Source organism: Corynebacterium sp. CCM 9204, assembly GCF_041357695.1.
Classification (GTDB): domain Bacteria; phylum Actinomycetota; class Actinomycetes; order Mycobacteriales; family Mycobacteriaceae; genus Corynebacterium.
Genome location: NZ_JAUERX010000001.1, coordinates 393,609 through 406,196 on the forward strand (window position 1 = coordinate 393,609; position 12,588 = coordinate 406,196).

The following is a 12,588-nucleotide window of genomic DNA, read 5'->3' on the forward strand; positions in this document are numbered from 1 at the left end:
GGTAGAACGTTACGACGCGCTACATTGATTGGTGTGAGTTTCCCAGAAGCCCGTGAAGTCCTGCCCGCCGATGAACCATTGCTGAGTATCCCCGAAGCTGCCGAGAAGATGGGGGTCGTTGTCACCCATGTTTTTGATCTTCTCGGTGAGCACAAGCTCATCGCCGTCACCGTGGACGGAACGAGGATGCTGCCCGCCGTCTTCTTCGGCGCGGACGGCCGGGTCAACCGCTTTGTTCCCGGTGTTATCGCCCTGTTGACGGACGGTGGTTACGACGACCGTGAGATTTTCGATTGGCTGTTCACCGCCGATGACTCCCTTCCAGGTCGTCCGGTGGACGGTTTGCACGGGCACCTCGCCCGAGAGGTCATGCGCCGCGCTCAGGCTGCGGGGCTCTGACAGAGGTCGGCTCAGCCCCGGACCCGGTTTCCGGTTCTGTTGATATTCGGGGCACGTCCGTGTCTGTGAGCAACCACCTGGTGAGGTACCACGCGATCACCGCCAGCGCGCCCATCCACATGAGGTTGTACATCTGGTGGTTGCCGCCGCCGGTGAACGACATCGCCACGACCACCGAACACCAGAGCGTTGCCCCGACGATGCGCCGAGACGGGGTGAAAGTACCCAGCAACACGAGCAGGCTGACGTAATACCAGGGAAGGGTAACGGCATTGAGCGTTACCACTGCTGTGTAGGCTGCCGCGATTCCCATGATGTTCCTCCGGTCACCATCTCGGAACACCCACCATGCCGTGACAAGACCACCGAGCATGCCGAGCATCCCGACCTGCCGCAGAACCGCTAGGACCGTGTTGTAGCTGACGTCGTTTCCCAGCACCCCGAGTACAGGGGTCAGCACTCCCGCAGACAAGGACGGGAGAGCGAGTGGATTGATCACCTTGGAATTTCCGGATAATTGCGCGATCCATCCCCAGCCTGCACCGGAGAGAACGGTGCATCCGGTCACCACAACAAGGGTCGTCACAACGGCCCACAACCCTGCGGCCAGGAAAGAAAACAGACTTCCGAACATTGGACTCCGGCGGATCAGATGTCGCTGCATCATCCAGACGAGGAATGGAAGAGCAATGACCGCGGTGGCCTTGAACGACACGGAAACCGCGATCAATACCAGAGCAGATGTGAAGTGTCGGTCGAGGGCGAGCAGCAGCCCCAGGGAAACCAGGCCGACCATGACGGACTCATTGTGCATGCCTCCGATGAGATGGAGCACCGTGACCGGGTTTGCGACGCCGAGCCAAAGTGCCGTCGCTCCGTCGCCACCGATTTTCGCCGCTATCCGGGGAATGCTCCAGACGATTGCACAGAAACCGGCCATGGTGATGATCTTGTAGAGCAGTACTCCGAGCGTGACGTTGTCTCCCGCGAGGGTGGTCACCCCGTTTCCCAACCAGAGGTGTAGAGGACCGTACGGTGTGGTGGTGTTCCGCCAGTCGTGGGAGACCTCAAGGAGCATGGGGCCTGGGTTGACGGCCGCCCCCTGGGAGTAAGGATCGAATCCGTCGCGGACCATCGCCCCCTGCATGAGATACGAGTAGACGTCGCGGGAGAGAATCGGAGCGGCGAACAGGAATGGCAGAGTCCACCAAGTAAGTGAACGGACCACGCCACGGCAGTCCACCATGCCCCTTAGTACGCCACGTCCCAAAAGAACCCATGCCAGACTCATCAATCCGAGCCCCAGCCACATCGCCACGGTGGATACCGCGGCACCGTGTCCATAGGAGAGGAAGGACAGGCCCAATGCGTCGAGAACACCGCCACGGTAGCGGATCGCACCGCCGCCGAATGAGGCGAGTGTGATGATGATGGCGGCCACGGCCCCCACTCGGCGGGCGTCCGGGTGACGGGTGGACAGTCCGTCGAGTAGGCGGAAGCGGAGGATGGTGTTCACGGTGTCACATTCGCCGGGTGGTGGCACGGACCGTGAGATCGTCCAGCATCGACCGGACGGACGGTGTGAGCTCGACCGCGTCCAACTTTGAGAGCCCCGACGCCGTCAGTTCTTGGATGCGGTGCTCGACCTTCTGCTCAGCGCCGGTCATACGAATCAGATCGGTCAGGTCCGCGATGTCGGACGGTGAGGTCACTGCGCCGATTCCAGCCCGCAATTTCTCTGCCTCGGCGGGAGCGTTCGCATCGAGGTGGCGCAGAGCCTCCGCCACCAGTACTGTCCGTTTTCCTTCCCGGAGATCGTCTCCGGCAGGCTTCCCGGTCACGTCAGGATCGCCGAACACCCCAAGGAGATCGTCCCGAAGCTGATATGCGATGCCGATGTCATGTCCGAAACCGCGGTAGGCGGAGACAAGCTCAGGGGACGCCCCGCCCAGCATTGCTCCGAGATGGAGAGGACGTTCGATGGTGTAAGCGGCTGACTTGTAACGATTGATCTTTTCTGCGACCTCGATCCGTTCATCACGAGAGGATTCCACGGTGATATCGAGCATCTGCCCGGCGATCACCTCGGTTCGCATCGCCCACCACGGTTCCATCGCTGCACGGAGTCTTTCCACCGGGAGGTCCGCTCCCAGAAGCATCTCATCGGACCACGCGAGTGCGAGATCCCCCAGCAGCGTAGCCGTTGACAGGCCGAAATGTGCTGGATCTCCCGCCCACCCAGCCTCGCGGTGCCGGTCCTCGACGATACGGTGGACCGTTGGTCGGCCGCGTCGAGTGTCGGAGGAATCGATGATGTCGTCATGGATCAATGCGCAGGCCTGAATCAGTTCTAGGGAACTCACGGCTTCCAGCACCGCGTCGGGATTTTCTGACGTGGATTGCGTACCCAACCAGCCCACCCAAGCGAAGAGGGGACGAATGCGTTTTCCACCCCCGAGAACGAAGTCCTCGAGCAGATCCGTCGCCTCGACGACGTGTGCGTCGATCCCGGTAACTACCTCTCTTCTCGTGGCGAAGAAAGTGGCCAGGTGGCACTGGACGAGTGCTGGGATCATGCTCAGGTCGTGGGGCTTGTCTGTGCTGGTCATGCGAGTCCTCGGGGGGTGGTTGAGGGGGGATGGTGGACCGAATTATGAACAGAGCGGTCTATTTCGGGGTAGGTTCGTTGGGCAACCGTTCCTGCCTCACCAACAAGATACCCAGAGATGTCTCCATCACATACACCTGCCGTCAACCAGACCTCGGTAACTGAAGCGATAAGCCGTCCTGCCAAGGGGCGTATCCCGTTTTCGGTCGAATTCATGCCGCCTCGCGATGATGCCGCAGAGCAGCGGATGTGGCACGCGGTCGACACCTTTGACAGTCTCGGTGCCGCTTTCGTTTCCGTGACGTACGGGGCAGGTGGGTCGACACGTTCCAGGACTAGTCGGATAGCCCGGCAGCTAGCGAGACGTCCACTCCCGACGCTTGTGCATCTGACCCTGGTCAACCACACCGTCGAGGAGCTTGAGGATATTCTGTGGACTTATGCGGGGGTCGGCCTAACAAATCTGCTCGCGCTCCGAGGAGACCCCCCGGGTGACCCGACCGGCGAATGGAAGCCAACCCCGGGAGGGCTCACCTATGCCATCGACCTCATCGAGATGACTCGTGCGCTTCCGGAAACGCGACACTTTGAGATCGGTGTCGCGTCCTTCCCGGAACTCCACTACCGGGCGACCTCGGAGGAAGCGGACACACTGCACACCTTGAATAAACTCCGTGCGGGAGCCGAGTACTCGATTACCCAGATGTTCCTCGACTGCGACCACTATCTCCGGTTGCGGGATCGACTTGCCGCGGCTGATCCGGTGCATGGCGCGAAGCCTGTCATTCCAGGGCTGATGCCGATTACCTCTCTTCGATCACTCCGTAGACAGATTGAATTGTCCAGCGCGAAATTACCGAAGAAACTGGAGCAGCAGATGGTTCGGGCGGCGGGCGGGGATGAGAACGCGAACGCAGATGCTGTCAGGGAGGTTGGGATCGAATGGACCACATGCATGGCTGAACGTCTCATCGCCGAGGGGGCGCCAGATCTTCATTTCATGACGTTGAACAATGCTCGGGCGACACAGGAGGTTCTGCATAACCTTGGGATGGCGCCTGAATGGAGTGGCAACGGGGTTATCGGGAGCTTCGTGGCGGGATGACTCTCTCCGTGTTCCGGAGGGGGAGTTCGGCCGCTAGAACGGCGAAGAGTCTGGGATCCGCGAAGAAGGTGAAGTGGCGGATGACGTCGGTGAAGCCCAGGGACCGGTAGAGGCTGAATGCGCGGTTTGCTTCATGGGGTACCTCGGGGGTGGAAAGCAAGGCCCAGGACTGGGGGGCATCCTCGAGCAGTGCGGTGAGTAGTTTTCTCCCGATACCGCGTCCCTGCATCTCCGGGAGTACGTGGAGTTCACTGACCTCGTAATAATCCGCGAGCATCTCAGGCCACCGGGGATCCACTCCTCCGGATCTGGCGAGGCCATCGGCGATCGCGCGGGTCCAGTTCTTTCCGGGCTCACCGTTCATTCCGTATGCGATTCCGGTTATCTGACCGTCGGATACCGAACAGACGGCTTTGAACCCGGGGTTGTGGACGAGACTCCGCCATTGGCGGACTCGGCCTTGTCGGGAATGTCCACCTAGGCCTTGGGCATCGAGGTCCATTGCGATCCAGTAGATGTCCACCAACTCCGGGCAGTGGTTTACGAAATCCAGGGGGGACATGGGGAGGATGGCGGTATTCACAGGCTCCATGGAACCATGTGTATCCCTGTTGACGGGAGGGACGGGGTGTGATTCCGGTCGCGGAGCAGTTGTTGGGGGTTTCCTGGTTGAGGAATCGGTGACTCATTCCTGACTGCACCCCGAGGAATATATCGAATATATGTTCTAAATTTGGTTCGGTGTGTCCCCCGGGTGTTCTACCTTGTTTGAGAAAACAGTCTCCGGGATGGGTGTGGCTGGGTTTCGATGGAAAGGAAGGTGAATGATCGTGTCCAACGTTGTTTCCGCAACCACGCGTTTCAATCAGGATGTGGGGGCCCGGACGAAGTTTCTTCGGCGTGCGGTTCTTCTCCTGTCGGAAGCTCGTTCTCAGCAGGAAAGGGGTGTGCTTGATGCGGCCGTGGAAGAGGGGTATCGGGCCGCGTTGAGAACTGCGGGTGCTCTGGTGGCGAATAGTTCCGTCTCCCGGAGGCGCCGGCTGCCGTCGAGTGCGTGGGATCAATTGTCACTGGTGGATGCTGAGTGTGCGTGTTGGGCCGCGCGTCTATCCCGGTATTCTGGTCTTCGGAATCGGGCTATGTGTGTGACCGGTTTTCTCGATGGTGCCGTGGTGGATAAGTTTCTGAATGAGGTGGGGGAGTTTATTGATGTGGCGGAGCGGCGGGAGGGGATACTGCGGTCTGCGGCCTGAGTGGCGTCTCTGTGGATGGACGGCGGTGTCCGTATCGCCTCACTGTGTTGCGGTGGAGGTGGGGTGGGAACTTTCCGGATAATCTGAGCGTTATCGTTTATGACAGCAAGACACAGAAGTATGGCGCCACGCCCCGGGAGGATCACCATGTCGCTTTCTGAGCAGGAACAGAGGATGTTCCGTGAGATCGAAGAGTCGCTGATGGCGGACCCGAAGTTCGGGTCGGGGCTCGGTGGGGTTGTGTCGAGTGGGTCGGCTTCACCTGCGGTGTCCATTAGGGGAATTGCGGTCGGTGCCGTGGGGTTGCTGCTGCTTATCGGGGGCGTGGCCTTCAGTCTCCACAGTCTCTGGTTTGTCGCGTTGAGTGTGCTCGGCTTCCTGATTATGTTCGGGGCGGGGGTGTGGATGCTGCGTGGTGGCGGGGGTCTCGATGACGGCTTCGATGATGATCTGGGCGACCTGACGTCCCGGGCGCGATTCAGTGGATTCGGGGCGCGTGACTCGTCGTCCGGTTTCGGCTCCCGAATTGAGGATCGGTTCCGCAAACGTTTCGAGGAGTGATTCAGGGCTCTATCGACCGTAGATGAGAACCCCGCCGGAGAACCTTTCCGGCGGGGTTCTCATCTGTCTGCTTGCTCGCGGGAGTGGGCCCGAAGGTGTGTACTCGCGCATCCCCACTTTCCCCCACCATTTTTCCCCACTTTGCCCCACTGTCATGGGCGAGTGTTCTTTGCATTCTTAAATCACCAGGTAGATGGGGTAATTGAGGGCTTTGGGTCCGGTGGTGTGGATGGGGTTGGAGTTGTGTGAGGTCACTTTTGGGGGAGTGTAGTAATTGTGGAGCTTCTGTGTCTCCCACTTGAAATCTTGATAAAAAATGCAGGTTAAAGCATTGATTGATGAACTGTAGGTTTGTGAATTGAGTCCTCTGGTGTTGCTGGTGGGGGAAAGTGGGGTACTGTGGTGCTCAGTGGCGGGAAGACCGGGGATACGTGTCCCGGTTGGACCGTCGGAGATGGATTCATCCTCCTGAGGACACGCGAGTGAAAGGCGGTGCCGGACATGTTTCTCGGCACCTACACCCCGAAGCTCGATGACAAGGGAAGGCTGACTCTTCCGGCGAAGTTCCGTGAGGAGCTTGCCGGTGGTCTCGTTGTTTCCATGGGGCAGGATCACTCTCTGGCGGTCTTCCCCAAAGAAGAGTTCGAGGCGCGCACCCGGCGTGCCGCCGAGATCTCACGGACCAATCCGAGGGCGCGTGCCTTCATCCGTAATCTCGCCGCGAGCGCGGTGGAGCAGCGGCCTGATGGGCACGGTCGGATCACGCTCTCTCCGGCGCATCGTGAATACGCGAGGCTCACCAAGGAGTGCGTGGTCATCGGTGCAGTCGAATCCCTCGAGATCTGGGACGCCCAGTCCTGGGATGAATATCAGAAGCAGACAGAGGAGATGTTCTCTGCTGCTGCTGATCCGGATCTCAGTGGTCTGCTCTGACCGTGACCACAACAACCGAATCGAGTGGAGTGCGTGCACGGACTCTGTCCGGAGCGTCGCTCTGGTGTACTTCCCCGACATCAGATAGATGCCCCGGACAGGGCCCTGCACTCACCCCATCGACCATATGAACAGCAACCCGGGCCCGGTGGCCTGGCCGACCGACCAGGAGGGGGCGATGATGATGACCGTCGACGGCGACCACGGACATGTTCCCGTCCTGCGTGACCGAGTCACGGAGTTGCTTCAACCTGCGGTTGAAGCCGCAGGAGACCAGGCGGTGATCATCGACGGGACACTCGGGGCCGGTGGACACACAGAGCATTTCCTCACGACTTTTCCCAATGTTCGCGTGATTGGGCTGGATCGTGACCCCATCGCGCTGGCCCGGGCGACTGAGCGGTTGGCGTCCTTCGGAGACAGGTTCCGTGGCATTCACACCCGCTTCGACCATTTCTCTTCCGCGATTTCCGATGATGGTGGTGCAGTCTGTGCTCTCGTGAGGGAGTGCGGGGTCGCTGGTGCGCTGTTTGATCTGGGCGTCTCATCCATGCAGCTCGACCAGACTGAACGTGGTTTCGCGTATTCGAAGGACGCACCATTGGACATGCGGATGGATCCGACTTCAGGGATCACCGCCGCGGACATCCTCAATACCTACGACCACGGTCAACTGGCCCATGTACTGAAGGCCTACGGGGATGAGCGTTTTGCAGGCAAGATTGCTTCAGCGGTGCTCCGTGAACGGGAGAAGGAACCGTTCACGACGTCCGGCCGACTCGTCGAGTTGCTCTATACCACGATCCCGGCGGCCGCCCGACGTACGGGAGGGCACCCCGCGAAGCGGACGTTCCAGGCACTGCGCGTCGAGGTCAATGGTGAACTTGATTCGGTGGCTGCGATGGTTCCGGCGATCACCCGGGAATTGAGGGTTGGTGGCCGTGCTGTGTTCATGGCCTACCAGTCGTTGGAGGACCGCATCGTGAAACGGGAACTCGCAAGACTGACCGTTTCCAGGACTCCACAGGGGCTACCGGTTGATCTACCGGGTACCGCCCCTGAGTTCCGCCTCGTGACACGTGGTGCAGAAAAGGCACCACAGAACGAGATTGAAGACAATCCCCGGGCTGCCCCAGTGCGGGTGCGCGCAGTGGAACGGATAGCACAGTCGAACGGAGAGACCCGATGAGCACGACAGCACGCCTCCGGGCGACCCCTGAATCAGATTTCGCCCATGTCCCTGCAACCCCCACCCGTGGCCCCTCACGGGGTCGGATGTCTACCCCAGGAGGAGATACCAGAACCCCGGTACGTGGGGGAGGTGGAGCTGACGCTACGGTGATTGATCTGCGGCCTGCTCCACGGGTCCGTCCTCAGCGTCCGAATGCGACTCCGCCGATGCCGCAGCGTCGGAGGTTCCAGTGGGCACCTGGATCCAGACAGGTGGTGTCGGTCCGAGGTCGTCGTATCGTGGCTCCGAAGGCCGATCCGGTTCGTGTCCGATTCGCGATTGTTCTCGTTGTGACGCTTCTCGCCGGGGTCATGCTGACCATTTACCTTTCCGGTCTGACCACTCAGCAGACCTTTCGGCTCCAGGAACTGTCGCGTACGGACAGTCGACTGGGAAATCAGATCGAGACACTGAACCGGGATCATCAGTCGGCGACGTCTGCCGCGGAAATCGCGCGCCGGGCGGCGGAACTCGGAATGGTCATTCCGGATCAGCCCGGTGTTCTCTCCGTCAGGTCCGATGGAGGTGTTGACGAGCTGCGTGCAGCGGAACCCGATGCCGTCCGACCGATTATCGACGTCAACGGATCCCGTGTCATTCCGGGTCCTGCCAGTAGTGATCCGGTGGAGACCGACGCTGTCGTGGACCGGGTTCAGCCGTTACCCCGCGGTGGACTCCCCGGTGCGGAGCAGATGCCTGTTCCCGTGCCATCTGAGCCCCCTGCTCCTGCACCGATTGAATCTCCCGCGGCTCCTCCGGTGTCAGGTGCCAACAGTCTGGTTCCTGCAATCGCACCATATGCGCCGAATGTCCGAACTGACCGGACGGGTGGGAGCGGACAGTGACGACACCTCCGGACCAGGGGGGCGGGAAACGTCGTTCGGCGCCCCGGACTTCCCGGTCCGGAAAGCCCGTGTCGACGGTGCCGTTCAGAAATGAAAGTGTTCCGCGGCAGGCGCAGGGGACCGATCAGATGGTGCGTCGGATGAAAATTGTCCGATCACTCGTTGTCGTGGGCGTTGTGGTACTCGCGGTTCGGCTCGCCTGTGTGCAGCTCGTCTGGGGGCCTGAACTAGCGGCTCATGCGCAGAGTCAACGTACCCGGGAGTACACCGATTTCGCGCGTCGTGGAATGGTGACCGATCGTGACGGTGCGCAACTCGCCTACACGATGCAAGCTCGTTCGTTGACGGTAGCACCGCTCGTGTTACGCCGGGAGATCACGGAACGGCATGAACTGGCGGTGAGGAGTGGTGATCCGGAATTGCTGGAGAAAAATCCGCCGTTGGATGACGTCCTAGAAGAGATGTCCGAGGTCATCCCGAAGATGGTGAAGGATGCGGGGGCCTCGGTCCAGAAGGTCAAACCCACGGAGATCCTGGAAAAGCTACGGGCGGACAACTCCTACACCGTTCTGGTCCGCAACGTTGATCCAGACGTCGCGGTGGAGATCGCCGAGCGTTTTCCCGGTGTCGCCGCGGACCGCCAGGATATCCGGCAGTATCCGAACGGTGCGATCGCGGAAAACGTGATCGGGAAGATCTCCATCGACGGTGAGGGGCAGTTTGGGTTGGAGGCTGCGTCAGATGCCGTATTGTCCGGAATCAACGGGAAATCAACCGAAGATGTGTCCACCAACGGACAGATCATTCCGGGGACCCTCCGGGATCAGGTTCCCGTGGTACACGGCTCAGATGTTCGGCTGACTCTCGATCTCAACCTGCAAACCTACGTGCAACAGGAGCTTGAACAAGCGAAAGAGAATTCCCGGGCCAAGTCTGCATCCGCGGTTGTCCTTGATGCGGAATCTGGTGAGGTACTTGCGATGGCTAACACGGATACGATCGATCCGACCGGTGACATTGAAGCACAGCTCGCCAGAGGAAAGTTCTTCGGGAATCCGGCGGTTCAGGCTCCGTTCGAGCCCGGTTCCGTGGCGAAGATCATCACCGCCGCGACCGCGATCGAGGACGGAGTCACCACACCCGATGAGGTTCTCCAGGTACCGGGGTCCATCAACATGTCCGGGGTCACCGTCAAGGATGCCTGGCCGCACGGTGTAGTCCCGTTCACCACAACCGGTGTGTTCGGAAAGTCCTCGAACGTCGGCACGTTGATGTTGGCTGATCGGGTCGGGCAGGATCGGTTCGCGGAGATGCTGGATAGGTTCGGTGTGGGCAGGTATACGGGAATCGAGCTTCCGGGTGAATCCCCTGGTCTGCTTCTCGATCGTTCCCAGTGGTCCGGTGGTACCTTCGCCAACCTTCCGATCGGACAGGGTATGTCTCTTACCCTGTTGCAGATGGCGGGGGTCTACCAGACCATCGCGAACGACGGTGAGCGGATCGAGCCACGTATCATCCGGTCCGTGACCACCGCGGACGGGGAGGTCATCGAACAGCCGGAGCCCGGGAGGGTGAGGGTCGTGAGTCCGGAGACCGCGAGGACCGTTCGGGACATGTTCCAGGCCGTTACCCAGCAGGATCCTTCGGGAGTTCAGCAGGGGACAGGGCCGCAGGCTGCGGTTGAGGGGTACCGAATTTCCGGGAAGACCGGAACCGCCCAGCAGGTCGACCCGACGTGCAACTGTTACTCCAACTCCGATTACTGGATTACTTTCGCGGGTATCGCTCCGGCGGATGCGCCCCGTTTCGTGATCGGGATCATGCTGGATGATCCGGAGCGGGGTGTGCACGGTGAAGGAGGTCAGTCCGCTGCACCGTTGTTCCACGACATCGCGGCGTGGCTGTTGAACCGGGACAATGTTCCGTTGTCGGACCCCCTGGAGGAAGACCTGATCCTCCAGGCGCAGTGAGGGCGCCGAATCGGAATCCACCCCGGAAGGCGGCCCAGGACTCTCGTCCTTCGGTGACCACAGATAGAATCACGTTCCGCCCCTTAACCGAGGCAGTACACATATGAAAGCAATAAGGAGTGTGCCAGAATCGTGGCCATCACACTGGATACCATCGTCGAAGCGAGTGGCGGAAACCTGAGCCAGGGTGCCGACACTTCGGTATGCATCAACGCGGTCGGTATCAACGCCCAGGAGTTACCTGACGGGGGATTGTTCGCCGCTGTTCCCGGGACCAGGGCACATGGGGCAACGTACGCACGGGAGTCCGCGGCGGCTGCAATCCTGACTGACGCCGAGGGAGAGCGGATACTGATGGACCGGCACGAGAAACGACCGCTCATCGTCGTTGATGATGTCCGGTCGGTTCTGGGCGAGGTTGCTGCCGCGGTGCATGGACACCCGTCCCGTGATCTGACGTTGTTCGGTGTGACGGGTACATCGGGTAAAACGACAACGAGCTATCTGCTGGAAGCCGGGCTTCTCGCTGCTGGGCACAGTGTCGGTGTCATCGGTACGAACGGTACCCGGATCAATGGTGAGCCGCTCCGGACGGAACTGACCACACCCGAGGCACCCGTCCTACAGGAGCTGCTGGCCCGGATGCGGGATGAGGGGGTCACCCATGTGGTCATGGAAGTTTCCTCGCACGCGATTGCTCTGGGGAGGATCGTCGGCACTGAATTCGATGTCGCGGGTTTTACCAACCTGTCGCAGGATCACCTTGATTTCCACGGCTCAATGGAGAACTACTTCGCCACCAAGGCCCGCTTCTTCCGCCCGGGATCGTCGATCCGTGCGAAGCATTCGGTCATCTGCGTTGACGATGAATTTGGGCAGAAACTGTCCCGCCTCGCTGGCCCGGCAGCCGTCACCGTGTCCACGGGTTCACACCCCGCCTCGGTAACGGTGACTGATACGGAGACGGGGAAGGCGGGTACTCAGCGATTCACGATGCGTATTGACGGACTCGACATCGGTTGCGATGTTCCTCTGCCCGGACGGTTCAACGTTGCTAATTCAGCGTTGGCGTTGAGTATGGCTGTCGCGGTGGGTGAGGATGCGAAAACCATAGCGGAAGGGTTGAGCCACGTGAATGTGCCGGGCCGCATGCAGAACATCGACTGTGGTCAGGATTTCCTCGCGGTCGTCGATTACGCACACAAGCCTGCCGCAGTGTCCGCGGTACTCACGACCCTGCGGAATCAGGTTGAGGGGCGAGTCGGTGTCGTCATCGGGGCCGGGGGAGACCGAGATACGACGAAGCGGCCGTTGATGGGGGCTGTGGCGGCTCAGTTGGCGGACCTCGTCGTGGTAACGGATGACAACCCGAGGAGCGAGGATCCGGAGACGATCCGGGAGGCGATCCTTCAGGGGGCCCGGGAAGCTGCGAGGGAAGGTAAAAATACGGGAAAAAAGAAAAGGTTGGCTGATATCCGGGAGATCGGTTCCCGGGCGGATGCGATCCGGACCGCCGTCGACTGGGCGCGTGCGGGGGACGCGATCATCATCGCAGGTAAGGGACATGAGACAGGGCAATTGATCGGTGATGTTCGCCATCATTTTGATGATGCGGAGATTCTGACCGAAGCCATCGAGGCCCGGGTACGGGCGGAAGCAGAAACGGAGGAACCGGCATGATTC

Annotated in this window: 12 protein-coding genes; 9 read left to right on the plus strand and 3 right to left on the minus strand. The window is 60.5% G+C overall.

Annotated elements, in window-relative coordinates:
* The first annotated feature begins 33 nt into the window (after nt 1-33).
* Entirely contained in the window at nt 34-399 is a 366-nt protein-coding gene (locus QWU43_RS01740) for an Rv2175c family DNA-binding protein (RefSeq protein ID WP_370913820.1), read from the plus strand.
* Here the strand turns inward: QWU43_RS01740 and QWU43_RS01745 are convergent.
* Nucleotides 368-1,906: an alpha-(1->6)-mannopyranosyltransferase A gene (locus QWU43_RS01745; RefSeq protein WP_370917193.1), complete on the minus strand. Its 1,539-nt coding sequence runs from the start codon at nt 1,904-1,906 to the stop codon at nt 368-370. The two genes, QWU43_RS01740 and QWU43_RS01745, sit on opposite strands and share 32 nt — an antisense overlap.
* 13 nt (nt 1,907-1,919) lie before the next feature.
* Nucleotides 1,920-3,008, minus strand: coding sequence for a polyprenyl synthetase family protein (locus tag QWU43_RS01750; protein ID WP_370916994.1), 1,089 nt, complete (start codon nt 3,006-3,008; stop codon nt 1,920-1,922).
* A 117-nt stretch (nt 3,009-3,125) separates the two neighbouring features.
* On the opposite strand from QWU43_RS01750, the gene QWU43_RS01755 reads away from it, so the two are divergent.
* Entirely contained in the window at nt 3,126-4,112 is a 987-nt protein-coding gene (locus QWU43_RS01755) for a methylenetetrahydrofolate reductase (RefSeq protein WP_370913822.1), read from the plus strand.
* Here the strand turns inward: QWU43_RS01755 and QWU43_RS01760 are convergent.
* The gene (locus QWU43_RS01760; protein ID WP_370913823.1) at nt 4,087-4,704 is read right to left on the minus strand and encodes a GNAT family N-acetyltransferase; all 618 of its coding nucleotides are present in this window, start codon (nt 4,702-4,704) and stop codon (nt 4,087-4,089) included. The genes QWU43_RS01755 and QWU43_RS01760 overlap by 26 nt on opposite strands.
* Nucleotides 4,705-4,936: 232 nt before the next feature.
* Between QWU43_RS01760 and QWU43_RS01765 the strand changes: the two genes are divergently transcribed.
* The 7 genes from QWU43_RS01765 to QWU43_RS01795 all read left to right on the plus strand — a co-directional run bounded on the left by QWU43_RS01765 (nt 4,937) and on the right by QWU43_RS01795 (nt 12,585).
* The gene (locus QWU43_RS01765; protein ID WP_370913824.1) at nt 4,937-5,365 is read left to right on the plus strand and encodes an SAV_6107 family HEPN domain-containing protein; all 429 of its coding nucleotides are present in this window, start codon (nt 4,937-4,939) and stop codon (nt 5,363-5,365) included.
* Nucleotides 5,366-5,512: 147 nt separating this feature from the next.
* Complete coding sequence (locus QWU43_RS01770; protein ID WP_370913825.1) at nt 5,513-5,926, plus strand: DUF3040 domain-containing protein; 414 nt, start codon at nt 5,513-5,515, stop codon at nt 5,924-5,926.
* A 501-nt stretch (nt 5,927-6,427) separates the two neighbouring features.
* Nucleotides 6,428-6,859, plus strand: coding sequence for a division/cell wall cluster transcriptional repressor MraZ (gene mraZ / locus QWU43_RS01775; protein ID WP_370913826.1), 432 nt, complete (start codon nt 6,428-6,430; stop codon nt 6,857-6,859).
* 178 nt (nt 6,860-7,037) lie between these two features.
* On the plus strand, nt 7,038-8,048 hold the full coding sequence (rsmH, locus tag QWU43_RS01780) for a 16S rRNA (cytosine(1402)-N(4))-methyltransferase RsmH (RefSeq protein WP_370914275.1): 1,011 nt from the start codon (nt 7,038-7,040) through the stop codon (nt 8,046-8,048).
* Nucleotides 8,045-8,935 carry a hypothetical protein gene (locus QWU43_RS01785; RefSeq protein ID WP_370913827.1) on the plus strand — a complete coding sequence of 297 codons (891 nt, stop codon included), beginning with the start codon at nt 8,045-8,047 and terminating at the stop codon, nt 8,933-8,935. Before rsmH ends, QWU43_RS01785 begins: the two co-directional genes overlap by 4 nt.
* Nucleotides 8,936-9,063: 128 nt before the next feature.
* Nucleotides 9,064-10,905 (plus strand): peptidoglycan D,D-transpeptidase FtsI family protein, encoded by a 1,842-nt coding sequence (locus tag QWU43_RS01790; protein WP_370913828.1) that lies wholly within the window; start codon nt 9,064-9,066, stop codon nt 10,903-10,905.
* A gap of 132 nt (nt 10,906-11,037) precedes the next feature.
* Nucleotides 11,038-12,585, plus strand: a complete 1,548-nt coding sequence (locus tag QWU43_RS01795; RefSeq protein ID WP_370916995.1) for a UDP-N-acetylmuramoyl-L-alanyl-D-glutamate--2,6-diaminopimelate ligase — start codon at nt 11,038-11,040, stop codon at nt 12,583-12,585.
* Nucleotides 12,586-12,588: the final 3 nt, after the last annotated feature.